This window comes from Streptomonospora nanhaiensis, from assembly GCF_026642255.1.
Lineage (GTDB): Bacteria > Actinomycetota > Actinomycetes > Streptosporangiales > Streptosporangiaceae > Nocardiopsis > Nocardiopsis tropica.
The window spans coordinates 5,603,103-5,627,297 of sequence record NZ_CP113264.1 but is presented as its reverse complement, the minus strand read 5'-3'; the positions used below and the strand labels follow the sequence as shown (position 1 = coordinate 5,627,297).

At 74.0% G+C, this 24,195-nt stretch carries 18 protein-coding genes; 11 read left to right on the top strand and 7 right to left on the bottom strand.

From position 1 onward, the window contains the following. Positions 1-67: 67 nt before the first annotated feature. From OUQ99_RS24275 to OUQ99_RS24265, 3 genes are all read right to left on the bottom strand, one after another. Entirely contained in the window at positions 68-715 is a 648-nt protein-coding gene (locus tag OUQ99_RS24275; RefSeq protein ID WP_267946099.1) for a hypothetical protein, read from the bottom strand. A gap of 281 nt (positions 716-996) precedes the next feature. Further along, complete coding sequence (locus OUQ99_RS24270; RefSeq protein ID WP_267946098.1) at positions 997-2,757, bottom strand: substrate-binding and VWA domain-containing protein; 1,761 nt, start codon at positions 2,755-2,757, stop codon at positions 997-999. A 394-nt stretch (positions 2,758-3,151) separates the two neighbouring features. Beyond that, positions 3,152-4,894 (bottom strand): substrate-binding and VWA domain-containing protein, encoded by a 1,743-nt coding sequence (locus OUQ99_RS24265; protein WP_267946097.1) that lies wholly within the window; start codon positions 4,892-4,894, stop codon positions 3,152-3,154. Positions 4,895-5,302: 408 nt separating this feature from the next. Between OUQ99_RS24265 and OUQ99_RS24260 the strand changes: the two genes are divergently transcribed. The 5 genes from OUQ99_RS24260 (at position 5,303) to OUQ99_RS24240 (ending at position 11,169) form a co-directional block, all read left to right on the top strand. Next, positions 5,303-5,923, top strand: coding sequence for a hypothetical protein (locus OUQ99_RS24260; protein WP_267946096.1), 621 nt, complete (start codon positions 5,303-5,305; stop codon positions 5,921-5,923). A 173-nt stretch (positions 5,924-6,096) separates the two neighbouring features. After that, positions 6,097-6,918 (top strand): TrmH family RNA methyltransferase, encoded by an 822-nt coding sequence (locus tag OUQ99_RS24255; RefSeq protein WP_267946095.1) that lies wholly within the window; start codon positions 6,097-6,099, stop codon positions 6,916-6,918. A gap of 168 nt (positions 6,919-7,086) precedes the next feature. Then, entirely contained in the window at positions 7,087-8,016 is a 930-nt protein-coding gene (locus tag OUQ99_RS24250) for a 2-hydroxyacid dehydrogenase (protein WP_267946094.1), read from the top strand. A 133-nt stretch (positions 8,017-8,149) separates the two neighbouring features. Then, positions 8,150-9,820 (top strand): bifunctional 3'-5' exonuclease/DNA polymerase, encoded by a 1,671-nt coding sequence (locus OUQ99_RS24245; RefSeq protein ID WP_267946093.1) that lies wholly within the window; start codon positions 8,150-8,152, stop codon positions 9,818-9,820. Positions 9,821-9,993: 173 nt separating this feature from the next. Beyond that, positions 9,994-11,169 (top strand): C40 family peptidase, encoded by a 1,176-nt coding sequence (locus OUQ99_RS24240; protein WP_267946092.1) that lies wholly within the window; start codon positions 9,994-9,996, stop codon positions 11,167-11,169. A 427-nt stretch (positions 11,170-11,596) separates the two neighbouring features. Here the strand turns inward: OUQ99_RS24240 and OUQ99_RS24235 are convergent, their stop codons facing one another. Together OUQ99_RS24235 and OUQ99_RS24230 are read right to left on the bottom strand one after the other, a co-directional pair. Beyond that, positions 11,597-13,399, bottom strand: a complete 1,803-nt coding sequence (locus OUQ99_RS24235; protein WP_267946091.1) for a gamma-glutamyltransferase family protein — start codon at positions 13,397-13,399, stop codon at positions 11,597-11,599. 410 nt (positions 13,400-13,809) lie between these two features. Beyond that, positions 13,810-15,279: a hypothetical protein gene (locus OUQ99_RS24230; protein WP_267946090.1), complete on the bottom strand. Its 1,470-nt coding sequence runs from the start codon at positions 15,277-15,279 to the stop codon at positions 13,810-13,812. 255 nt (positions 15,280-15,534) lie between these two features. Between OUQ99_RS24230 and OUQ99_RS24225 the strand changes: the two genes are divergently transcribed. Both OUQ99_RS24225 and OUQ99_RS24220 read left to right on the top strand, forming a co-directional pair. After that, entirely contained in the window at positions 15,535-16,503 is a 969-nt protein-coding gene (locus OUQ99_RS24225) for a glycerophosphodiester phosphodiesterase (protein ID WP_267946089.1), read from the top strand. A 115-nt stretch (positions 16,504-16,618) separates the two neighbouring features. Continuing rightward, positions 16,619-17,860: an alanine racemase gene (locus OUQ99_RS24220; protein WP_267946088.1), complete on the top strand. Its 1,242-nt coding sequence runs from the start codon at positions 16,619-16,621 to the stop codon at positions 17,858-17,860. 96 nt (positions 17,861-17,956) lie between these two features. Here OUQ99_RS24220 and OUQ99_RS24215 read toward each other — a convergent pair whose 3' ends face one another. After that, a complete protein-coding gene (locus tag OUQ99_RS24215; protein WP_412759550.1) occupies positions 17,957-19,519 on the bottom strand; it encodes a beta-N-acetylhexosaminidase in 1,563 nt (520 codons plus the stop codon). Positions 19,520-19,982: 463 nt separating this feature from the next. Here OUQ99_RS24215 and OUQ99_RS24210 point away from each other — a divergent pair, with 463 nt between their 5' ends. From OUQ99_RS24210 to OUQ99_RS24195, 4 genes are all read left to right on the top strand, one after another. Then, positions 19,983-20,879 carry a DMT family transporter gene (locus OUQ99_RS24210; protein WP_267950481.1) on the top strand — a complete coding sequence of 299 codons (897 nt, stop codon included), beginning with the start codon at positions 19,983-19,985 and terminating at the stop codon, positions 20,877-20,879. A gap of 16 nt (positions 20,880-20,895) precedes the next feature. Next, positions 20,896-22,140, top strand: coding sequence for a glycosyltransferase (locus OUQ99_RS24205; protein ID WP_267946086.1), 1,245 nt, complete (start codon positions 20,896-20,898; stop codon positions 22,138-22,140). Positions 22,141-22,249: 109 nt separating this feature from the next. Next, on the top strand, positions 22,250-22,579 hold the full coding sequence (locus OUQ99_RS24200; RefSeq protein WP_267946085.1) for a hypothetical protein: 330 nt from the start codon (positions 22,250-22,252) through the stop codon (positions 22,577-22,579). A 91-nt stretch (positions 22,580-22,670) separates the two neighbouring features. Continuing rightward, positions 22,671-23,192 (top strand): PPOX class F420-dependent oxidoreductase, encoded by a 522-nt coding sequence (locus OUQ99_RS24195; protein ID WP_267946084.1) that lies wholly within the window; start codon positions 22,671-22,673, stop codon positions 23,190-23,192. Between the two features lie 19 nt (positions 23,193-23,211). On the opposite strand, the gene OUQ99_RS24190 is transcribed toward OUQ99_RS24195, so the two are convergent. Then, a complete protein-coding gene (locus OUQ99_RS24190) occupies positions 23,212-24,150 on the bottom strand; it encodes a LysR family transcriptional regulator (protein WP_267946083.1) in 939 nt (312 codons plus the stop codon). Between the last annotated feature and the right edge of the window lie 45 nt (positions 24,151-24,195).

Below are 24,195 nucleotides of genomic sequence, written 5' to 3'. Positions count from 1 at the left end.
GACTAAGGGGTGGCGGAGCGGCGCTCGACCAGTGGCACCCGGTCCCACGTGCCCGGTGGTGTGCGGATCACGAGCTCGTCGCCCTTCGTGCTCGGGGCGTCGCCGAGAGTTGCCCTGCGGTGTCTGTTCCCGGTGCAGGGCGGTCGGGGCGGGCCCCCGCCGACAGCAGGCAGGCGGTGTCCAGCTTTCCCGGCCCCTTGGCGGAGGAGCCCGGGACCTGGTCGTGGCCGAAGTGGCCGCCCCGGGCCCACGCGCGGGCCGCGACCTCGGCCTTGGGGCCCTCGGACCCGGGACGGCCGGCGGGCCACGCACGGCGCACCCCCCAGGAGTCCAGCCACAGCAGCAGCGGGGCCAGGCCGACCATCGGCCCGTCCGTGAACGGGGTCTCCCGGAAGGCCACCACCGACACCACCAGGCACACCCGGCCCTCGTGTCCGTGGTCGAGGTGCTGCTCGTACAGGTCGGTGCCGCCCAGCTGCACACCGACGCGCCTGGTCGCCGCCAGCGTCTGGACGGTCTCGCCGGTCAGCGGGTTCCAGACGAGGTGCGTCGCGCGGCCCTCGTCCACCAGCCGTCGCGCCTCCTCGTGCGCGGACCACGAACCGGGGTCGGATCCGGTCACCGTCCACACGGCGCGCGGGGCCCCGGTGCCGGGGGGTGTTCGGGTGGCCCCGCCGTCGAGTCTCGCGGCACCGGGCATCCACGCCTTCGCCATGGCACTCCCAATCGGGTCGTCGTGTGGCCGGGCCCGACGCCGGACGGGCCGGACGGCCCGGGCACGCCGGCCGCGGGGCACGCGCCCCGGGGGAGGGGCCGGGCGCCGGGGGCGTTCCCCGGCCCCTCCCTGAGTACGCCAACCCGGGGGAGAAGTCCATATCCCCTTCGCCCTAGGACAGGGTCTTGTCACCCCCAGTCACGCCGGGGGCCGTGCGCGGTGCGGCCCGGACGCGGTCCGCACCGGGGCCCGGCCGCCCCGGCCCCGCCGGGGCGGGGCCGCTACTCGGCCCCGGGGTCGTCCTCGGTGAGCCGCAGGGAGAACGCCTGGAGGAAGATGTCGCCGATCTCGGTGGGGTCCTCCGTCATGTACGCGGCGCCGCCCGTGGCGGCGGCGATCTCCTGGAGCGGCTCCAGGTTCTGCACGTCCGGCCCGAACGCGATCGTGATGATCGGGATGGGGCGCGAGGGGCTCGCCATGCCGTCGATCTGCGTCATCAGCTCGTCGAGCTCCATGCCGCCGGGGTTGTCGTTGTCCCCGTCGGTGAGCATGAGGATGACGTTGGTCCGGTCGGGCCGGTAGGTACGGGACATCTCCTGGTAGGCGGCCAGGTAGGTCTCGTACAGCGCGGTGTCGCCCTGCGGGCGGGGTCGGAGCCCGGCCAGCGCGCCGGCGATGGCGTCGCGGTGCTCGGTCCCGCCGTCCCCCGTGGCCTGGAGTTCGCGGACGGGCGCCAGCTCCTGGTAGTGCAGGTTGTTGTTGACGTCGGTGGAGAACTCCCACAGGCCCAGTTCCGAGGTGGGCGTGAACATCTGGAGGCCCTCCGTCGCTGCCGCGCCCGTCACCTGCATACGGGTCATCCCCGTCCCGGGCACCTCGGCGAGCATCGACCCGGAGACGTCCACGATCGCGAGCACCCGGGAGTCCATCTTGAGCTGGTTCCACGACCGGGTCAGATCGGTGACGGCCCCGTCGGAGGGGACGGGCAGCTCCTCCGGGGCGTCCTCGGTGAAGCCGACGTCCTCGGTGAGCACGGCGGGGTCCATCTGGTCGTCGGGGCCGCGGAACCCCTGCGCGAGCAGGTGGGGGAGGGCCTCGTCCGAGCGCACCGCTTCCCGGAACACCTCGGCGGCACGGGTGATGTCGCTGTCCTCGCTGCGCACCACGTACGGGTAGTCGAGGTAGTAGGTGCCGCCCTCCAGGTAGTTGGCGCGGGCGGAGGCCTCCTCGTGCGCCGCGTTGTAGCGCCACACGGCCTGCTCGGACATCACCATCGCGGGCGGCGAGTCGGCCTGGCCGCCGCTGAGGGCCAGGAACGCGGCGTCCTCGTCGGAGGAGGCCCCCTGGTGGAGTGCCTGGAGGGCGGCCGTCATGTGGGCGTTGAAGGTGTCGGCGTCGGGGCTCGACCGCTCCAGCGCGGACTGCAGCAGGGAGAGGGTGCTCAGGCCGGTGGAGCTGCGGGCGGGGTCGACGACGCGCACGCTGCGCTCGGACGCCTCCCCGGGGGCGGAGGTGGGGATGACGTCGGCCCAGGCGAGGGCGGCCTCCCCGTCGGCGAACTCGGCGAGTTCGGCCAGGACCAGCGGGGACCGGGCCACGGAGGTGCCGGTCTCGGTGATGACGGCGTCCCCGGCCTGGCTCTGGACCAGACGGGGCCACATGGAGGAGTCGGGGATCCACACGTCGGACTCGGTGTCGCCCATGGTGGCTCCCGAACCGGTGATCTGGTAGGCGACGTTGGCGGAGTCGACCTGGCGCACCTCGGCCCGGACGCAGCGCCCGTCCACCCGGTTCTCCCCGGCGTTGAAGTCCGAGGCGACCTGGTCGACTGCGGGGGCGAGTTCGGGACTGACGGCCACGTCGAGCGCGATGTCGGAGCCGCCGCATCCGTCGGACTCGCCGAACATGTACACGCCCGCGGCGGTGAGGCCGAGCACGATCACCAGGGCGGCGGCCAGGGCCACGAAGGCCCCGCCCCGGCCGCGCCGGCGTCTGGCCCGGTTGGAGGGCTCTTCTGCGTATCTTCCGCGGTGACGTCCCACAGCTTTCCTCACGGGGTGGTGTACGGACGGGGGCGCCGTACAGGGGGAGACATGTCGGCTCGGGGGCGACCGGCCCGGGACGGGCCGCGCGTACCGGTCCGCCTCGGGAGCGAACCGGCCACCGGTGTGTTACTGGTGGGAACGGTACTCAACCGCCCGGACCGGGTGGAGGCCGGGCGGGCCGGTGGCGGCAGGTCGACGCGGGGGTGTACCGGGGGTGAACCTGAGCTCAGCGCCGGTCGCCCCGGGATATCGGGCGGCCGTTCCGGGAACCGGGTTTTCGGGAGCGCTCGGGCCGAAACCCGATTCCGATATCCAATCGAGACCATCGGGCGCTGTCGTCGCCGACGCGGTCCGGGGAGCGCCCCGGACCGGCGCCGACACGGGCACGGCCTCAGTTGTCGCAGTCGGGAACGCACAGCCGGCGTGAGATCGAGCTGAGGAAGATGTCGCCGATCTCGTCCGGGTCGTCGGTCACGAACGCCGAGCCGCTCGTCGCGTCGGCGACCTGCCTCAGCTCCGCCTCCTCCGCCTGGGAACCGAAGGCGATGATGAACATGCTGACCGGCCGCTCGGGGTCGAACCGGTCCTGCAGCGCCGCCACGAGCTCCGCGTGCGAGATGTCGCTGGATCCCTCGTCCTGCCCGGCGGTGAGCAGGATGACGCTGTTGATCTTGTCCTCGTGGTAGGCGTCCTGGACCTCGTCGTAGGCGGCCAGGATGTTGTCGTACAGGCGCGAGCCGCCGCCGCGCACCTCGACGCCCTCCGCCACGGAGGTGAGCTCCTGGCGGCGGGTCGAGTCCCCGTCGCCGTCCGAGGCGCCCAGCCGGTGCATGTCGGCGGACTCCTCGCGGCCCTCCTCCCCGTACGCGTCCGACATCAGCCACAGGCCCATGTCGGTCTCGTCGGGGAACATCGCCAGGCCCAGCAGGGCCGCCTGGAGGGCGGCCTCCATCCGGGTCGGTCCGCCGGCGCCGTCGAGGTCGTCCGCCATGTTGGCCGAGACGTCGGCCAGGACCAGCGTGCGGCTGGGCATCGACAGACGGTTCCAGTCGGTGACCGAGGCCAGCAGGGCGTCCCCGGTCAGGTCCTCGTGGGTGGCGGGTTCCTCGGGGATCAGCCCGGGCCGGCCGGCGAGGGCGGACGAGGCCCTTCCGTCGGGGTCGCGGAACCCCAGGTCGCGCAGGCGCGAGCGGTAGGCGTCGTCGCGCAGCACCTCGTACAGGTCCGCCGCCGCGGACCGCAGCGCCTCCTCGTCGGTGGTGGTGACGTAGGGGTAGTCGAGGCTGACCGTCCCCTCGGCCGGGTAGTGGGCGGCCAGCTGGGGCGCCGACTCCGCGCGGTCCTGGTTGTAGGACACCACCGCCTGCTCGGGGACGACGATCACCGGGTCCGGGCGCTCCGCGGAGGCCTCCGACCCCGTGTAGAAGGTGGCGAGGTCGATCTCGCCGAACGCGCTGTCCGTCTGCACGTCGCGCACGAAGTCGGTCATGGCGGTGTCCGCCCCGTCCCCGGAGCCCAGGTGGCGGCGGACGGCGTGCATGACCGTCATCCCGTCGGCCCCGCGGTTGGGGTCGACCATGACCAGCGGGCGGTCGGGCTCGCGGCCGTCGGGCAGGACCGCGGTCCAGTTGGTGTCGTCGGGGTCGGGCATGCCCTCGGTCCGCTCGGGGGCGGCGAGGACCACCGGGGAGGACGCCAGGGACGGCGGATCGGTCCCGATGCCGGGGGTCCCGCCCCCCGACACGCGGGCCAGCTCGACCCAGGCCGACGACTCGGGCACCCACACGTGCGGGGCGATGGTGGAGTCGGCCGCCCGCCCGCCGGTCAGCGCGGTCATGGTGCGGTGCGGAGCGATCTCGTCCACCTGCGCGTACACGCACGCGCCGCCGTATCCGGGACGGTCGGCGTTGAACTCGGTGGCGGCCTCCCGCAGCACGGGGGCGATGCTCTGGGTCGCCGACACGCGCAGGTAGCGGGTTTCGCCGCAACCGAGCGAGTTCAGGGCGACCGGAACCGCGATCGCGGCGACGGCGACGATCGCTACGACGGCGGCGGTGATCCCCAGCGGCGACCTGAACGCACCGCGGGCGGTCCGGCGGGTCGGGGAGGGATGGCGGTGGCGTCCACTGGACACGGGCACTCCGGGGGTGTGGCGGTGTCCGGCTTCCGACCGGCGGCCGCCCGGAAGCCGGGTGGGTGCGAGGGGAGGCCGCGGGGGTGGCGTCCCGCACCCGCGGTAGGGGAGAGGGGCGAACCATCGCGCGTCGGCCGGCGTCCCACAGGGTGGAGACGAACGACCGCGCCCTGGGGTGCGAACGATTCTTCACCTGGACCCTACTCGTTGGTAACGGTGAAGCGGAAGGGGCGGACCGGAGGCGCGGGAGCCCCGGAGACGCCGGATCGGGGTGATCGCTTTGTTACGGTGCTCTCGGAGGAGTGCTCCGCACCGCCCGCTAAGCTTGGGCCCCGCCCCTGGCGTCCACCCCGACTCACACTCCCCGGTGGACGACTCGTGACCAACCGACCCCCGAGGGTTTTTGGTATGTCCCCATCGCACCGTGACCACCGGAGCCGAGGCACCATCGGCACCGCCATGCTCGCCGGCGCCTGCTGCGTCGGCGCGATCGCCTACGGAGTGGTCGTCGGTCCGTCGATGATGCCGCCGCAGGACGTGCAGGCCACCACCGCGATGACCCCCGACGCCGGTCCGGCCGTCCCCGAGCCCGAGCCCGAGGAGGTGGCGGAGCCCGGGCCGGTCGGCTACCTCCAGATCCAGCTGAGCGATCGCGACCGCGCCTGGGTGCAGACGCTGCGCTGCACCGGCGTCGTCGAGGAGGACCCGGCCACCTGCGCCGACCTGGCCCTGGCCGCCGTCGAGTTCCAGGGCAGGACCGAGGGCGCGGAGGGTTCCGAGGAGGAGCCGGAGGAGGCCCTGGCCGGGGTCGAGGCCGAGCCCACCACCGCCGCGGACCCGGGCGGGGAGCAGTTGTTCACCGAGGTCGGCGAGGGCACCGTCTGCACCGACAAGGTGTACGGCCAGGAGGAGGCCACCGTCGTGGGCACCTGGGAGGGCCAGGAGGTCGAGACGACGCTCACCCGCAAGGGCTCCTGCGAGGAGGCGCGCTGGCAGCGGCTGCGCGCCCTCACCGACCAGATCGGCTGACCCCTCCCGCACCGCCCGGACCCCGGTCGGGGCGGTACCCCTTGCGCGCCGGCGGCCGGTCCGGCCCGTGGCGCCCGGCGCCTCCGCGCGCCCGGGGCCGCAGACCCCTCCGGGGCGGGCGGCCCGCCGCCCGGGTCGGACCCGCGTCCCGGAGCAGGGGATAATCCCGTCCCATGGACGTCATCAAGGTCAGTGACCCCGGGGACCCGCGCCTGGCCGACTACACCCGCCTGCGGGACGTGAACCTGCGCCGCCACCTGGAGGCCGAGCACGGCCTCTTCATGGCCGAGGGCGACAAGGTGATCCGCAGGGCCGCCGCGGCCGGGTTCCGGCCCCGCAGCTTCCTGCTCACCGAGCGCCGGGCCGAGGCCCTCGACGACGTGGTCGCCGGCTCCGGCGCCCCCCTGTACGTCGTCACCGAGGAGACCGCGGAGCGCCTCGTGGGGTTCGACCTGCACCGGGGCGCGCTGGCGGCCTTCCACCGCAGGGCGCTGCCCCCGCTCGACGAGGTCCTGCGGGACGCCCGCAGCATCGTCGTGCTCGAGGACCTGGTGGACCACACCAACGTCGGCGCGATCTTCCGCAGCGCCGCTGGCCTGGGGGTGGACGCCGTCGTCCTCGCGCCCCGCTGCGCCGACCCCCTGTACCGGCGGTCGGTCAAGGTGTCCATGGGCGCGGTCTTCACCCTCCCCCACACCCGCATGGACGACTGGCACGGCGGCCTGGACACCCTGCGCGGGGCCGGGTTCCACCTCATGGCCCTCACCCCGGGGGAGGGGTCCCTGCCGATCCGGGACGCCATGGCCGCCCTCGCCCCCGGCGACAGGGTCGGCCTGCTGCTGGGGACCGAGGGCGACGGGCTGTCCGCGCGCTGGCTGGAGCGCGCCACCGCACGGGTGCACATCCCGATGGCCGACCGCGACGTCGACTCCCTCAACGTCACCGCGGCCGCGGCCATCGCCTGCTACGAACTGGCGCGCGGCGCACGCCCGTGAGCCCGGAGGGCCCGGCGTCCCCTCCGCCAGTTCGGCCCGCGCGCCGCACCCCCGTGACGGCGGGGGAGAGGGGTCGGTGAACGTGTGATTCGTCCCACCATCGGACTTCGGTCGACCCGGGACACTAGGGTGGCCGGTGACACGGACCGAGGGAGAGGATGCGGCGACATGGGCGGCCGAGCACTGGTGCAGTGGGAACAGAACAGGGAGGGCGCCCCGGCCTCCCTGACGGTGGACGTCTACGCCGGAGGACGCGTCCCCGAGGCCGGGCTCGACGAGGTCGCCTTCTACCAGGTGCCCTACACCCCCTCTTCCCAGGGCGTCGACGAGCGGCTCGACGTGATCTCGCGGATGCCCTCGCTGGAGGTGGTCCAGCTCCTCTCGGCGGGCTACGAGCACGTCCTGCCCCTGGTCCCCGACCACGTGACCCTGTGCAACGGGCGCGGTCTGCACGACGCCAGCACCGCCGAGCACACCCTCGCCCTGATCCTGGCCGCCCAGCGCGACCTGCCCAGGTGGGCGGTCGCGCAGAGGGACCACCGGTGGGAGTCCGTCCCGCTGCGCTCCCTCGCCGACTCGCGCGTGATGATCGTCGGCTACGGCAGCATCGGCAGGGCCGTCGAGCAGAGGCTCCTCCCCTTCGAGACCGAGGTCGTGCGCGTGGCCGGCCGGGCGCGCCCCGACGAGGGCGTGCACGGGGCCGGAGAGCTGCACGCCCTGCTGCCGGACGTCGACGTCGTCGTGCTGGTCACCCCGCTCACCGAGGCCACCCGCGGCCTGTTCGGCGCGGCCGAGTTCGCCCTGCTGCGCGACGACGCGCTCGTGGTCAACGTGGGGCGGGGCCCCGTCCTGGACACCCGTGCCCTGCTGGCGGAGAACGGCCGGGTGCGCGCCGCCCTCGACGTCACCGACCCCGAGCCCCTGCCGGTGGAACACCCCCTGTGGGACGCGCCGGGGGTGTTCGTCACCCCGCACGTCGCGGGCGGCTCCGCCGCGTTCTACCCCCGCGCCCGGACCTTCATGGACGCCCAGCTCTCCCGCTGGGCCGCGGGGGAGCCCCTGGCCAACGTCGTCCGGGCCGGGGACGGAGGCCGCTAGCGGTACGGCCGGGGCCGTACCGGTGCGGCACGGGCGGCCCCGGACCCGGCGGCCCCTCCCCTGGGAGGGGAGGCCGACACGGCGTCCGTGCCGGAGGCGGCCGAATGTCGGCGGTCGCGGCCAGAATGGGAGCATGCGGATCGCAGTGGTCGCCGACGGCGAGGGCGGCGGCTGGCTCCAGGAACTGGACGCCGTCCCCGGCCCCGTCCGGCGTGTGGCCGACCTCGCCGCCGCCGTCCGCGCCGCCGAGCACGCGGGGCCCGAGCCGCCCCGGTGGGTGTGGTCGGCCGGGGAGGACGTCTACCCCGACCTGGTCAGGGCGGGCGTCCGGGTCTCCCGCTGCCACGACGCGGCCCTGACCGAGGCACTCCTCCTCGGCCACCAGGTGCGCCACCGTGAGGCGCACTCCCTCGGCGCGGCGTGGGCCAGGCTGCACGGGCTGCCCGTCCCCGCCGATCCGGTCCGGCCGCTCGGCGAGGGCGCCGCGGCCCAGCCCGCGCTCTTCGAGGCCGACCGCTCCACCCTGCCCCCCGGCACCGACCGCCTCGCCGCCCTGGTCGAGGTGCACGGCGACCAGCTGCGCCGTATCGCCGACCTCCCCGACCCCGGGCGGATGCGCCTGCTCACGGCCGTGGAGTCCGCGGGAGGGCTCGCCGCCACGGAGATGAGCCACGACGGCCTGCCCTGGCGGCCCGACGTCCACGACCGGATCCTCACCGACATCCTCGGGTCCCGCCCTCCGGCCGGGCGGCGCCCGCCCGTGCTGGCCGACCTCGCCGCCCGCATCGGCGACGCCGTCGGCCGCGAGGTCAACCCCGACTCGCCGGCCCAGGTCCTCAAGGCCATGGCGTGGATCGGCCACCCCGTGGAGTCCACCCGGTCCTGGGTGCTGGAGCAGGTCGACCACCCCGTCGTGCCCCTGCTGCTGCGCTACAAGGAGCTCTCCCGGCTGCACTCGGCCAACGGCTGGGCCTGGCTGGAGACCTGGGTCGGCGAACGCCCCGGCCCACGGGGCGAACGGCTCGGCCGCTTCCGCCCCGACTACGTGGTCGGCGGCGTCGTGTCCGGCCGCTGGGCCACCCGGGGCGGCGGCGCCCTGCAGATCCCCAAGTCGGTGCGGGGGGCCGTCCGGTCCGACCCCGGCTGGGTGCTCGTCCGCGCCGACGCCGGGCAGCTCGAACCGCGCGTGCTCGCCGCCGTCTCCGGGGACGACGCGCTCGCCGCGGCCGCCGCGGAGGAGGACCTCTACGCCCGCCTCGCCGTGCACGTGGGCGGAGACCGCGAACGGGCCAAGATCGGCATGCTCTCCGCCATGTACGGCCAGACCTCCGGCGACGCCGCGCCCCTGCTGGCCACCATGCGCCGCCTCTACCCGCGCGCCCTCGACCACGTCGACTCCGCCGCGCGCACGGGGGAGGGCGGCGGAGTGGTCCGCTCCTGGCTGGGCCGGACCTCGCCCGCCCCGGACGACTGGGCCGCCGCCGTCTCGGGCCCCGGCGGCGACCGCCGCAGACGGGCCCACGGCCGCTTCACCCGCAACTTCGTCGTCCAGGCCACCGCGGCGGAATGGGCGCTGGTGCTGCTCGCCGCGCTGCGCCGGCGCCTGCCGGACATGCCGGAGGGCGGCGGCATCGTCTTCTTCGTCCACGACGAGGTCGTCCTGCACGTGCCCGCCGAACTGGCGGACGAGGCGGTGCGCGCGGTCGCCGACGCGGAGGCGCAGACCCGGACGACGCTCTTCGGGGAGACCCCCGTACGCTTTCCCCTCGCGACGGTCGTCACGGACAACTACGCGCACCTCTAGAATGCCCGCGAGGCCGGGACCTGGGCGTCCACCACCGGACGGCGTGGGCTTCTTGCAAACTCGTCCTGGTGCGCTCATTCTTGGACGCGGTAACCATCGGCAAGGAAAGACAGCCCGTGCGCCTCAGGGGTCCCCCACACCCCGGGTGGCTCACAGAAAGGTGAGATCTCCCCGTGCGGAGCCGTTTCAGAACGTGTACGGGTACCACGGTCGCGTTCGCGGTCGCCTTCACCGCCCTCGGAGCCAGCCCTGCCTGGGCGGACCCGGTGGTCGAGGACCGTCCCCCCGTCAGCGAGCAACTCTCCCTCAACGCCCCCAGCGGCACCGACCCCCGACAGGACCGCGGGGCCGACCCCCGGCCCCCCGACGTCGCCGACGTCGCCGATCTCGAACGCGACGCCTACGTGGCCCCCTTCCGCGAGGCGCGCAGCGTCGAGTACTTCGCCGTCTCCCCGCGCGAGCTGCCACGCGAGGCCGTCGCCGCCGTCCGCGCCGTCGAGGGCGTGGAGGCCGCCCTGGCGGTCGACGCGGCCCGCGTCGAGATCGACGGCGAGCCCACCTCGGTCCTCGGCGTCTCCCCCTCCAGCTTCCGCAACCACGCGCCCGAGCCCTCCGCCGAGTCCGACGAGGTCTGGCAGGGCGTGGCCGAGGGCCGCATAGCTCTCTCCAGGGACGTCGGCACCGAACGCGGACTGGAGGTCGGCAGCGAGGTCACCGTCGCGGGCGGGCGGGGCGAGATCCCCGTGGAGGTGTGGACGCACGCCACCTCCGGCATCGCGGGCATCGACGCGCTCGTGTCGCGGGAGCGCGCCGCCGAACTCGGCATGCCCGAGGGCAACGCCCTGGTGGTCTCGGCGCCCGAAGCCGACCTGTGGGACCTGCACGAAGCCCTGGGGGAGGCCCTCGGGGAGGACGCCTCGCTCCAGCTCGTGGCGGACGCCCCCGAACCCCTCGTCGACGGCGACGCCGTGCCCTCGACGGTGATCGAGCAGGTCATCGCGAACGCCGAGACCCAGCTCGGCGTCCCCTACGTCTGGGGCGGCACCACCCCCGACGTAGGGTTCGACTGCTCGGGGCTGCTCCAGTGGGCGTTCCGCGAGGCGGGGGTGAGCATCCCCCGGGTGACCCACGACCAGTGGAACGCCGGCGAGCGCGTGGAGTACGAGGACCTCCAGCGCGGCGACCTGCTGTTCTGGCGGTCCGACCCCACGGCGCCGGACTACATCTCGCACGTCGCCATCTACCTCGGCGAGGGCATGATGCTGGAGGCCCCGCGGACCGGCCTCGACGTGCGCGTCACGCCGGTGCGGACCCAGAACTACGCCGGCGCGGTGCGCGTCAACGCGTGATTCCCGGGATTTCCCCGTCCGGTATCGGCCCGGGCGGGGAAATCCCTCGGGTGCGAGGGAAATGCGGCACACCGGGAAAAGCAGGAGTGGGCCGTGGTGCCACCGCGTCGGCGGCACCACGGCCCACTCTTTTCTCCTTGTCCGAAAAACCCAGCCGGGAGGGGAAGGCAGGCCTCGGTCAGGAGGGGGAACAGGGCCGTCGCTGAGGGAGGGGGAGACAGCGCGCGAACCCCGTATTCAATGGTTCCGAGTTGCGGCGGAGGGCACTCCGGGAGTTCCCGGGGATCCGCTGCACAGGTCTACATAAGCAGTGACCGGACGATTTGGCAAGAGGCCAGATCAAGGCAGGCAAGCGCTCTCAATCCGCACCCGGACCACATCGCGGCCGGCGCCGTCCCGTGGGCCGCCGCCCCGTGTCCCCTCCGTGTCAGCGGCCCGCCGCGTACCCCTGCGACGCGCGGGCGTCGGCGGCCGCGCGCAGCTCGCCGGTGTCGGGGTCGCGGGCCACGGCCGCCAGCCGCCCCAGTGACCACGGCTGCGCGACCTGCACCCGGTGCCCGCGTGCCACCAGGTCCGCGATCGTGTCCTCGCCGACGCCGGGCTCCACGACCAGGTCCCCGGGGACCGTCTCGCGCGGGTGGAACGAGCTCGGGAAGGCGTTGGTGTGGAACATGGGTGTGTCCAGCGCCTCCTGGAGGTCGTCCACCCCGTTGAGGATGCGCAGCAGCGCGGTGAACGTCCACTGGTCCTGCTGGTCGCCGCCCGGCGTGCCGATCGCCAGCACGGCCTGCCCGTCCTCCCTGGTGACCAGGGTCGGGGACAGGGTGGTGCGGGGGCGCTTGCGCGGGGCCAGGGCGTTGGGGGAGTCGGGGTCGAGCCAGAACATCTGGGCCCTGCTGCCGAGCGGGAAGCCGAGGTCGGGGATGACGGGGGAGCTGCTGAGCCAGCCGCCGCTGGGGGTGGCCGAGACCATGTTGCCGAAGGAGTCCACGACGTCCACGTGGCAGGTGTCGCCGCGCAGGTCCGCGGGGTTGGAGAGGGCCGCGTCGCGTACGGTCGGCTCCCCGGTCGTGCGGTCGCCGGGGGTCCGGCCGGGCACGTACAGGGGAGGCTCGAACGGGGAGCGGGCGCCGACGCGGCCGGGCCGCTGCTCCATGCTGGCGCGGGCGTCGTCGACCAGGGCGGCGCGCCCGGCGGTGTAGTCGGAGCCGAGCAGCTCCTTGAGGGGGACGTCGGTGAAGTCCGGGTCGCCGTACCAGGCCTCGCGGTCGGCGAAGGCGAGCTTGGCCGCCTCGGCCACCCGGTGGACGAAGTCGGCGCTGATCCCGTCGCGGACGTCGTGGCCGGTGCCCAGGGCCTCCGCCAGCCGGAACTGCTGGAGCATGGTGGGGCCCTGGCCCCACGGGCCGGTCTTGTGCACGGTGTGGGCCCCGTAGGCGACGCCGACCGGATCCTCGTAGGAGGCGCTCCAGTCGGCCATGTCCTGGGCGGTGAGCAGGGCGCGCTGGGGCTCGCCCGTGCCGCTGGGGACGGGAGAGGCCAGGAACTCGCCGACCGCCCCGGCGACGAAGCCCTGCGACCAGGCCCTGCGCGCCGCCTCGATCTGCTCCTCGCGGTCGCCGCCGACCCCCTCGGCCTCGGCGACGATCCGGCGGTAGGTGGCCGCCAGTGCGGGGTTGCGCAGCCGGGAGCCGGGCGCGGACGCCGTTCCGTGGGGGAGGTAGACGGCGGCCGAACCCGCCCAGTGCCGGGAGAAGACGGGGCGCAGGGCGGTGACGGCCGCGGCGATCCGGTCCAGGACGGGGTAGCCGCGCTCGGCCAGCCCGATGGCGTGGTCGAGGACGTCGCGGACGGTCATCGTGCCGTGGTCGCGCAGGAGCAGCATCCAGGCATCGAAGGCGCCGGGCACGGTGGCGGCGAGCACGCCGCTGCCCGGGATGCGGTCCATGCCCCCGTAGGCCTCGATGGTCGCCGCGGCCGGCGCCACACCCTGTCCGCACAGCACGCGGGGCTCCGCGCCCGCCGCCTGGAAGACGACGGGGACCTCGCCGCCGGGGCCGTTGAGGTGGGGCTCGACGACCTGGAGGGTGAAACCCGCGGCGACGACGGCGTCGAAGGCGTTGCCCCCGCGTTCGAGCAGGGACATGCCGGTGGCGCTGGCCAGCCAGTGGGTGGAGGCGACCATGCCGAAATCGCCGCGGAGCTGGGGACGTGTGGTGAAACCGGGCATCTGAGCGGGCCCTTCCTCGGGGGTGGGGGATGGCGGTCGCCATCGGTGTCCTGGGCCGGGGAGCCCCGGACGGGGGCGGTGACGGGGCGGTCGGCCGTGGTCGCCCGGCCGCCGACATGGAGGTGACGGTACATCATGGGATGTTCCCGCCCGAGGGGGTCGGGGAGGGACCGTCCACCGGTCCGCGGTCCTCCTCCCCGCGTCGTCCACAGAAGGAACCCGGGGCTCGTGCATCGCACCGGCCCCGGGTTGACTTGACGTAGGGGGTCCCCAGGGGGCGTCCGCACCGTGCTGCCCGGCACCCGCCCGGCGCCGGGCGGGTGCCGCTCCGCCCCGCCCTGGCCCCGCTCATCCCGGGGCGGTCCCGGCCGGCCCTCCGGCCGGTCCGGGCCGCCCCGGGACGGCCGTGGTCAGGCGCTGCCGGCCTCGAACTTCCAGGGCAGCGAGGCCCACATCTCCTCCCACTCCTGGGCGTCGACGGGGTCGACGGGGTCGACGGGCTCGGCGCCCGTGTCCGCGGCGGCGCCCTCCTGGGCGCCGCTCCCGTCCGACACCTGCTCCACGGCCGGGGCCGCCTCCTGGGCGGGCTCCTGGAGGAGGTCGCCGACCCTCTCCACGACCGCGCCGATCACGCCCTCCACCTGGACGGGATCCAGGCGGAGCTCCCCGGCGCAGTGGCCGACGGCACCGGTCTTGGCGTCCTCCTCGCCGTGGTTCCAGACGGTGGCGAGCAGCCGGTCGCGGTCCTCCGCGGTGAGCTGGTCCTTGGTCAGGGCCTGTTCCACGAACTCCCCTTCGGCCAGGGGCAGCCGGGCGCCGACCGGTTCGGTCGCGCCGGATCCGAAGTCCACGAACCGGTCGAGGACGCACTCCTCGACCCGGCGGGCCTCGGCGCCCTCGGGCAGTTCGGCCGCCACGGGAGTGTCGGCGGGCGTCTGCACCGGGGTCTCGTCCGAGCTTCCGGCGGGCTCCTGGCCGACAGCCTCCTGGGCTCCCCCGACCGGGGCCTCCTCGGACCCGGGCGCCTGCGGAGCGCCGGGGTCCGCGACCGGGGCGGCCTCCACCGCGCCGTCCGCCGGAGCCTCCTCGGCGGGGGCCCCCGCCTCTCCGGAGCTTTCGGCTTCCGTCGCGGGCGCCTGTTCGGCGGGATCCCCTGCCGCGGGTTCGACCTGCTGTGCGGCCTCCTCGGCGGGAGCCTCCTCGACGGGAGCTTCCTCCGCGGCGGCCTCCTCCGCGGGGGCCTCCTCGGCGGGCGCCTCCGCCGCCGGCGCCTCCTGCGGCTGCTCCTCGGCGGGAGCCTCGGGGACCCCCGCCGTCGGCGCCTCCGGCGAACCGGACTCCTCGGTCACGGATCCGGCCATCTCGAGCAGTTCACCGCGGTCCCACCGCTCCGGCTGGAGGTGGGTGGTGACGGCGACGCCCGGCCGCTCCAGCCAGAACAGGTCGCCCGTGGACTCCGACAGGTAGGCCTCGCGCCCGAAGCCCTCGCCAGCCGCGAGCCGCTCCAGGCCCTTGTCGGCCAGGTGGGTGTAGCGGCTCTCGCGGAGGTCGTCGAGTTCCTGCACCCGCTCCGAGCGGATCACCGAGACCCGGCCGTACAGCTGGTCGGGTCCCTGGACCCAGGAGATCTGCGACTGGCGGACGCCCTGCCGGTCGGTGGTGGAGGACGCGTGGATCCCGTACCGCTCCAGTCCCGGGGGCAGGTAGGCGATCTCGAAGCCGTCGAGGCTGTACGAGGACGTCCCCTGTCTGACCAGCGGCCAGCTCAGGCCTCCTCCGTCCCTCGCGTCCGCGGACGCGGCGGGGACACCGACCAGCCCCGACGTCGCGATGGCGGCGGCGCCGAACAGCGCGACCCACCCCGTGTGGTGCTTGCGCATGAGAGTTCCTTCCAATCGACTACTGAAGGTGATGATCTCAGGACTCTGGGTAGTTATGGGGGGACCCTGTGGTCAAAAATGACACATGAAGTAATCAAAGGGATGCACTGGGTGAGACGTGGTGTTGGGTGCCACTTCACCACCAGATGATGGGCCGCGGATCACCGAATGCTCTGCACACGGTCACCGCCCCGTCACCATGCGCGCTCACCCTGAGGAAGCAGTCGGCCTGTTCACGCTCACCTGGGAGGTCCGGTGCACCGCATCGGGATCGTCGTCGGAGCCGTTTCACTCTTCGTTGCAGTCAGTGCCAGCGCCTCGCCCGCAGCACCGGCCCTCGACCCCGCGGGGACGGGCAGCCGGAGCGTCGTCGAGGTCCAGCACGCATCCCCCACACGTCCTCTGATCGCCGTCTCCCACAGGGGAGCCGCCGGTCACGCCCCGGAGAACACGCTCGCCGCACTCGACGCGGCCGACGAGCTGGGGGCGGAGACGGTCGAGATCGACATCCAGCGCACGGCGGACAACCACATCGTGCTCCTGCACGACACCACGCTGGCCCGGACCACCAACGTCGAGTCGGTCTTCCCGGACCGGAGCCCGTACCTCGTCGGCGACTTCACCCTGAGGGAGATCAAGAGGCTCGACGCGGGGTCGTGGTTCGCGCCCTCCTTCACCGGGGAGCGGATCCCGACCTTCGACGAGGCGCTCGACCGGCTGGAGCGGCTGGACCTCAACCTCTTCCTGGAGGTCAAGGAACCGGCGCTCTACCCCGGCATCGAGCGGGCGGTCGCCGAGGAGCTGGCCGGGCGCCGGACCTGGCTGGAGCACAACCCGGCCTGGGAACCCCGCAAGCTCATCGTGCAGAGCTTCGACTGGGACTCGGTCCGCCGCTCCAAGTCCCTGCTGCCGTCCGTCCCGCACGCGCTCCTGGGACGGGTGCCCGAGGCGCGCATCGGCGAGTTCACCTGGGCACACATGATCAACCCCAACCACACCACCATCGACGCCGCCTACGTCCGGCGGGTCCAGGACGCGGGCCTGGAGATCATGCCCTACACCATCAACGACAGACAGCGCATGGACCACGTCCTCGGCCTCGGCGTCGACGGCTTCATCACCGACTTCCCCGACACGGGGCAGCGGGCGATCGCCGACTTCAACGGAGGGCGCGACGCCATCGACAGGGCCGCCACACCGGCGCCGGCACTCGTCCGCTACTGACCCTGGTGGCCGCGCCGCCGCCGATGGCATGATCGGTCCGGACCACACCGAACCCGCGCGCCGGGGGCGACCCGACGGGTCGCCCCCGGCGCGCGGCACTGGCGCAGGAGGCGACGTGAGCGACCGGCTGACCATCCCCCAGGAACACGTCGACTGGCGGACCAAGGGGCTGTGGTGGCCGGGCGGGCCCCTCACCCTGGAGGAGTTCGCGGCCCGCCGCGACAACCTGTTCACGGGTCCCTTCACCTGGCCGCTGATGGTCCTGAGGGCCTCCGCGCTGGAGCGCAACATCACCGCGCTCGCCGACTTCACCCGCGAGGGCGGGCTGCTGTTCGCACCGCACGGCAAGACCTCCATGGCACCCGCCCTCATCCAGCGCCAGCTGGACGCGGGCGCGTGGGGCGTCACCGCCGCCACCGCCAACCAGGTCCTGGACCTCAGGCGGTTCGGGGTCCGCCGCATCCTGCTCGCCAACCAGCTGTTCGACGGGAAGGTTCTGCGCTGGGCGGCGGACGAGGCCGCGGCCGATCCCGGCTTCGAGTTCCTGTTCTACGCCGACTCGGCCGAGGGGGTCGCGGCAGCCGCCCGCTCCGTCGCCGGCCGGGAGGGCGGGCGCCCCCTCCGGATCCTGGTGGAGCGCGGGGTGCCGGGCGGCCGGACCGGCTGCCGCACCCGCGAGGAGGTCCTCGCCGTCGCGCGCGCGGTCGAGGAGGCGCCGGGGCTGGCCCTGGCGGGCGTCGCCGGCTACGAGGGGCCGCTGGGCGACGCGGACGCGGTCCGGGGGTTCCTCCGGGACCTCTCCGGCGACGCCGCCGCCCTCACGGACGCGCTCGGGGTGGGCCAGCCGATCGTCTCGGTGGGCGGCAGCGCGTGGTTCGACCTGGTCGCGGAGGAGATGGGCGGCCGGACCGAGTACATCCCCGTCCTCCGCAGCGGGGCCTACGTCGCCCACGACGACGGCCTGTACAGGAGGACGACCCCCTACAACCGCCTCCCCGAGGGGCCCGGGGCCCTCGCGGGCGCCCTGGAGCTGTGGGCCCAGGTGACCTCGACGCCGGAGAGGGGGCTGGCGATCGCCGCACTGGGGCGCCGGGAGGCCAACTACGACCAGGGGTTCCCCGTCCCGCGCCTGCTGCGCCGCGCGGACGGGGGAGCGGAGGCGGCGGAGGGCGTCGAGATCACCGACCTCAACGACCACCACGCCTACCTGCGGGTCCCGCCGGAACTGGGCGTCCGTCCCGGGGACCTGCTCTCGTTCGGCATCTCGCACCCGTGCACCGCGTTCGACCGCTGGCACGTCATCCCGGTGGTGGACGACGCCGACACCGTCGTGGACGCGGTCGCCACCTACTTCTGACCGGCACCCGGCCTCCGTCCGCCGTGTGGCGGACGGAGGCCGGGGCCGACGACCGCAGGGACGCGCGCGGCGTCGGCGGCCGGGCCCGGCGGGGCGTTACTCCCCCCAGCCGCGGACCCCGGGGCGGGTGTGCCAGGGCCGCGGCCCGTCCAGCGGCCGGTACTCCACCCCGACGGCGTCCAGCCGCTCCAGGTGCCGCTCCAGCCGGGGCTCGAACTCGGCGTAGTCGCGCTCACCCGCCGACCACACCTTCTCGGCGAAGGCCGACAGCCGGGGGAACACCATGTAGTCGAGCCTGCGCGGCGTGTCGATGTGCTCCACCCACACGTTCACCTGCGCACCGAGCACATGGGCGGCCTCCTCCTCGGTGAGGCCGGGGGGGACAGTCCCGGCGGTGTAGACGTCCTCGGTCCGCAGCAGCGTCCCCACCCGGATCGGCTCGTCCTCGGACTCGGACTGCTTGTAGTCGAGGTAGGAGGTGGCGGTGGGACTCATGATCACGTCGTGCCCGGCGCGGGCGGCGGCGATGCCTCCCTCCTCGCCCCGCCACGACATCACGGTCGCGCCCGGGGCCAGCCCGCCCTCCAGGATCTCGTCCCAGCCGAGCAGCCGCCGTCCGCGCGCCGTCAGGTGGTCGTCCAACTGGCGGATGAACCAGCTCTGCAACTCGTCCTCGTCGGCCAGCCCCTCGTCCTTGATCCGCTTCTGCGCGGACGCGCTGTTCTTCCACTGGGTCTTGGGGCACTCGTCGCCGCCCACGTGGATGTAGGTGCTCGGGAACAGTTCGAGGAGTTCGTCGAAGACGTTCTTGTAGAACTCCAGCACGTTGTCGGTCACCGCGAGGACCTCGTCGAAGACGCCCCACTGGGTCCCGACCGGGATCAGGCCGCTCTCCCCCAGCTCCGGGTAGGCGTGGATGGCCGCCTGGGAGTGGCCGGGCACGTCGATCTCGGGGACGACCGCGACGTGGCGGGCGTCCGCGTAGGCGACGATCTCGCGGATGTCGTCCTGGGTCAGGAAGCCGCCGTGGGGGCGGCCGTCGAACTCGGGCGGCTTGCCCGCGCCCAGCTGGCTCTCGGTCCGCCAGGAGCCGGCCTCGGTGAGCCGCGGGTAGCGGCGGATCTCGATCCGCCAGCCCTGGTCGTCGGTCAGGTGCAGGTGCAGGACGTTGAGCTTGTGCATCGCCAGGAGGTCGATGAACCGCAGGATCTCCCGCTTGGGGGAGAAGTGGCGGGCGATGTCCAGCATCGCGCCGCGCCACCGGAAGCGCGGGGCGTCGGTGACGCTCACGGCGGGCAGGGTCCACACGGCGCCGCCCAGGGGGGCGCTGCGGAAGGCGTCGGGCGGAAGGAGCTGGCGCAGGGTCTGCGCTCCGTAGAACACCCCGGCGGGGTCGTTGCCGACGATGATGGCGCCCTCGTCGTCCACGATCAGCCGGTAGCCCTCCCTTCCCAGACCGGCCCGGGCATCGACGCTGAGGCGGATCTGCGCGCTGGCCTCGTCGCCGGTGGCGAGGGGGAGCCCGGTGGCCGCGCCGAGTTCACGTTGGAGCCACGTGAGCGTGCCCCGGGCTTCGGCGTCGGCGGAGACCCTGGTCGCGGCGGTGAGGGTGAGGCCCCCCGGCCCACCGGACTCCGTCCGGGAGGGGCGGGGGATCACGGGGAGGGGGGTCGGGGATGAGGCTGGGGTGTCGGGCACGGCGAACTGCTCCTATCCGGTCTAGACCAATCACGGACATAGTGCCACGGGGCCTCTCCCGAACACACCCCCGGCGTCAATCGGTCCTCCGGGGAGGGCTGTTCGCGCCTGCCCCATACCCAGTCTTGACCCTGCATGGCTCTTAACACTCCGTGTTTTGCGGGAGACGTAGAAACAGGCGAGGCGGTACGAAGGCGCCGAAAACCGTCGCAGAAGAGGCACAGCGCGTGCAAGGACCCGTCGCGCAGTGGGGTGGGCACTACCGACGGAGGGGGGTTGGCTTTATCGCCAGGACACCCCTCCCGTTCGTACTGTTCTGGTCATGCCCGGTGTTCCACGATCCGGGCCGGGACCGAGCGTCAGGGGATGCGGCGATGACGGAGAGGCGGGGGACACCCGTTGAGCGCGGCGGGTGGTCGAGGTGATGTTCTGGCCCGTCCTCATCGCCGTCACGGGGGCGTTCAGCCTCGCGCTCGGCTCCGCCCTCCAGGAGCGCGACGCCGTCCGGGCCCCCGGCCGGCAGGTCGCCCGCGCCGGGTTCCTGCTGCACCTGCTCCGCCAGCCCCGCTGGCTGATCGGCAGCGCCGCCGCGGTCCTCGGGTCGAGCCTCCACCTCATCGCCCTCAGCGGGGCGCCGCTGACCGTCATCCAGCCGCTGGGCGTGATCGGCCTGCTGTTCGCGATCGTCCTGTCGGCGGTGTTCAACCGCCAGAGGGTCGGGATCTCCCAGGTCGTCGCCGGGGTCGCGGTGATGGTGGGCCTCACCGGGGTCCTCCTCCTCTTCCCGCACGGTTCCGACGTCCCCGTCCTGCCGACCTCCACGGCCCTCGTGCTCGCCGGGACCGCGGTCGGCGCGGGCCTCCTCGTCTACCTGACCGCGCACTGGATGAAAAGCGGTGTCAGGGCACTGCTCCTCGCCCTCGCGGGCGGCGCGGCCCTGGGGACCACCTCCGGCCTGGCCCGGGTGGTCACCGCGAACGCGGTCGACGACTGGACCCGGCTCGTCAGCTGGCTGACCCTGCTCGCCGTGGTCACGGCGGTCTTCGGCGCCCTGCTGATGCAGAACGCCTACCGCACGGGACACTTCTCCGCCGCCTACGCGACCCTCCTGATCACCGACCCGGTCGTCGGCGTGGCGATAGGCGCCGTCCTCCTGGGGGAGGGCGCGCCGGAGACCCCCGCGGCCCGGATCGGAGCGCTGGCCTTCAGCGTGCTGGCGATCACGGGCACCATCGCGCTGGCGCAGGCGCGCCACCGCAACCCCGAGGCCCCGGACGGCCGGAGGCACTCGGGGACGACGGTCCGTACCCGTACACGTTGAACGAAGGAGACCCACCATGGCCGAGCCCAGCCGCCCGCTGCGTGTCCTGATCGCCACAGACACGTACCCGCCCGACGTCAACGGCGCCGGGTACTTCGCCCACCGCCTCGCCGAGGGGCTCGCGGGCCGCGGGCACCGGGTCCACGTGGTGTGCCCCTCCGAGGTGGGCGACCCCTACGTGACGGTCGACGGGGCGGTCACCGAGCACCGCCTGCGCTCCGCGCGCCTGCCCTTCCAGCCCAGTATGCGGGCCGCGGTCCCCCTGGGCATGGGCGGGCACATCACCAGGCTCCTGCGGCGCTTCGACCCGGACGTCGTGCACGCGCAGAGCCACTTCACCCTCAGCCGGTCGGCGATGCACCGCGGCCGGGCCGAGGGCATCCCGGTGGTCCTGACCAACCACTTCATGCCGGACAACCTGTACGCGCACGCCCGGGTGCCCCGGTCGATGCAGTCGGCGGTGGGGGCGCTGGCGTGGAAGGACATGGTCCGGGCGGCGGGGGAGGCCGACCACGTGACGACGCCGACGCCCCGCGCGGCCGGACTCCTCAGGGAGAAGGGGTTCGCCCGGGAGGTCGAGGCCGTCTCGTGCGGGATCGACCTGGAGCGCTTCCACCCCCGGCCGCGGGACCGGTCGGCGGCGAGGGCCAGGTTCGGCCTTCCGGACCGGGACACGGTCGTGTTCGTGGGGCGGCTCGACGCGGAGAAGAGGATCGACGACACGATCCGGGCGCTGGCGCGGATCCTTCCGGAGAGGGACGCCCAGCTGGCGCTGGCGGGGATCGGGGCGCGCGAGCAGGAGCTGCGGGCCCTGGCGGCGGAGCTGGGGGTGGCGGACCGGGTGTTCTTCCTGGGGTTCGTCCCCGACGAGGACCTTCCGCTGGTGTACGCGGCGGGTGACGCGTTCGCGATAGCGGGCGTGGCCGAGCTCCAGAGCATCGCCACGCTGGAGGCGATGTCCACCGGCCTGCCGGTGGTCGCCGCCGACGCGATGGCGCTGCCGCACCTGGTGGAGGTGGGGCGCAACGGGTTCCTCTTCCCGCCGGGCGACCCGGAGAGCCTGGCGGACCGGCTGCTCTCGGTCCTCGGGAGCGAGCGGACCCGCCGCTCCCTGGGCGAGGCCAGCCGCGAGATCGCCCTGCGGCACGACCACCACCGGTCGCTGGAGCGCTTCGAGTCGGTCTACGTGCGTCTCCAGGGGGCCACCCCCGTACCGCTGAGGGCGGAGAGGGAGTTCTCCGCGCGCCCGGTCGCGGTGTGAGTCAATTGGGCTGTATGTCCAAAAAGGGAAACTTGAACCTTTTGCCACTTTCCGTATTCTTTGCGTGGCGAACGGTGATGTTGGGGCCCTTCGGGAAACACCAGACACTGTGTGGTTCCAAGGCATCAGTGGACAGGCCGGCCGCAGCCGGACCGCCCGCGGCGGGAACGCCGCCGAGGCCCTCTCCGCTCGGCTCGCCGACGCCGAGAGGGAGGCGGGGTTCCATGAGCGCGACATGTCGTCGTTCGAGCGCGAGCGGATCGACCTGGAGCACAGGGTGACCCGGATGGAGGCCGAACTGGAGGCGCTGAGACAACGCAGACTGGAAGCCTACGCGCGATGGTGGAACGCCCGGGACGACCGCGACCGCGCGCTCCACGTCTGCCGCAGACTGCGGCGCAGGATCGACAGGAGCCGCGGCAGGGACGGCGGCGAGTGAACCGGTGCGAGGCGTCGGAGCCCCGGGGGGCCGCCGAACGCGATCCGACCGACGTGTGGTCCGGCCCGGGAGGGCCGGGCCACACGCCGTTGTGGAGCGCCCCGGGCCCTGGTCCGGCGCGGCCCGTGTCCCGGCCCCGTCCTGTCCGCGCGACGGCCCCGCCGAGGGGCCCGGAGGTCGAGAGCCCGCGTCGTTCACCGAAGCCGGGACCGACCACCTCCGCTCCCGACCGCTCGCGCGCCTGGCGACCGTCGGCCCCGGAGGGCAGCCCGACGTCGTCCCGGCGGCGTTCGAGTTCGACGGCGCGCACGTCTGGATCGGGGGCGCGGCGTCCGTCACCCGGACCCGGAGGTTCCGCGACCTCGGCGACGGGCCGGGCAGGGCGGCGCCGGTCGTGGACGACCTGCTGTCCCCCGAACCGTTCGTCGCGCGGGGCATCCGGCTCTACGGCCGCGCGGAGCAGGCGTTCGAGCGGACGGGCATGATCGGTCCCGGCGTGTTCCTGCACGTCACCCCGGCCGTCTCCTGGAGCTGGAACCCGGAGGGGGATCCCGTGGGCGACGAGCGGTACCCCTCGCGGAGGACGGTCCACGGGCGGCCCGGCGCCGGCTGACGCGGTCCCGGGGGGCGGACTACAGGTCCGCGACCTCCGCGAGCTCCCGCTCGACCTGCCGGGCGGCCTCGCGCAGCGCCGCCAGCGTCACCTGCACCGCGGGCCTGCGCAGCGAGGCGGGGCGCACCACCGCGTACACGTGCCGCTCCGGAGCCGACGCGGGGAGCCGCCGGCAGACCAGTCCCGCGGGGGAGCCCACCATCGCCAGGGCCGGGACGGCGGCGATCCCGATGCCCCGGGACACCAGGCTCAGGATGGTCCCCAGGCCCTCGAACTCCCAGGTGGTGGCGGGAAGCCCGCCCACCTCGGCCAGGAGCCGGTCCGTTCCGTAGCGCGATCGCTCGGTCTGCGGAGCCACGATCCACGACTCGCCGAGCAGGCGGTCCAGTGTCGCCGGCTCGGCCGGGTCCGCCAGCCTGTGGTCCTCCGGCACCGCCAGCACCAGGGGGTCGCGCAGCAGGTGGATGTGGCGCAGCCCGCCGTCGGGGCCCCGGCCGGGGTGCTGCCCCGACCAGTCGTCGACCAGGGCGATGTCCACCTCCCGCGACCGCACCTTCTGGGGCCCGGTCGACAGCAGGGTCTGCCGGAGGACGAGCTGCATCCCCTCGTGCCGCCGCAGCGGCGGGGCGAGCAGGGGGGCGAACGCCACGGCGGCGGTCGGGAACGCCGTGACGGTCACCATGCCGAGGGCGACGTCCGCCTGCTCCGCGAGCACCGACTCGGTCGCCTCCACCAGGGCCAGGATCTCCTCCGCCTGGGTCACGAGCAGCCGTCCGGCGTCGGTCAGCTCGGCGCCCTTGGGGGAGCGGTCCAGGAGCGCGACACCCGTCTCCTGCTCCAGTCTGGCCAGCTGCTGGGAGACCGCGGAAGGCGTGTAGCCGAGGGCGCTCGCGGTGGCCGCGATGGTGCCCCGGACGCTGAACTCGCGGAGGACGTGCAGGCGTCGGAGATCGAGCATAAGGACATCTTACGCTCAGCATCGAAAAGACTCGCTTGTACTGAT

What these genes read in the sequence shown, in the direction of transcription:
- OUQ99_RS24275 (WP_267946099.1), bottom strand. Translation starts at nt 715, where the DNA reads ATGGCGAAGGCGTGGATGCCCGGTGCCGCGAGACTCGACGGCGGGGCC.
- OUQ99_RS24260 (WP_267946096.1), top strand. Translation starts at nt 5,303, where the DNA reads ATGTCCCCATCGCACCGTGACCACCGGAGCCGAGGCACCATCGGCACC.
- OUQ99_RS24255 (WP_267946095.1), top strand. Translation starts at nt 6,097, where the DNA reads ATGGACGTCATCAAGGTCAGTGACCCCGGGGACCCGCGCCTGGCCGAC.
- OUQ99_RS24250 (WP_267946094.1), top strand. Translation starts at nt 7,087, where the DNA reads ATGGGCGGCCGAGCACTGGTGCAGTGGGAACAGAACAGGGAGGGCGCC.
- OUQ99_RS24245 (WP_267946093.1), top strand. Translation starts at nt 8,150, where the DNA reads ATGCGGATCGCAGTGGTCGCCGACGGCGAGGGCGGCGGCTGGCTCCAG.
- OUQ99_RS24235 (WP_267946091.1), bottom strand. Translation starts at nt 13,399, where the DNA reads ATGCCCGGTTTCACCACACGTCCCCAGCTCCGCGGCGATTTCGGCATG.
- OUQ99_RS24230 (WP_267946090.1), bottom strand. Translation starts at nt 15,279, where the DNA reads ATGCGCAAGCACCACACGGGGTGGGTCGCGCTGTTCGGCGCCGCCGCC.
- OUQ99_RS24210 (WP_267950481.1), top strand. Translation starts at nt 19,983, where the DNA reads ATGTTCTGGCCCGTCCTCATCGCCGTCACGGGGGCGTTCAGCCTCGCG.
- OUQ99_RS24205 (WP_267946086.1), top strand. Translation starts at nt 20,896, where the DNA reads ATGGCCGAGCCCAGCCGCCCGCTGCGTGTCCTGATCGCCACAGACACG.
- OUQ99_RS24190 (WP_267946083.1), bottom strand. Translation starts at nt 24,150, where the DNA reads ATGCTCGATCTCCGACGCCTGCACGTCCTCCGCGAGTTCAGCGTCCGG.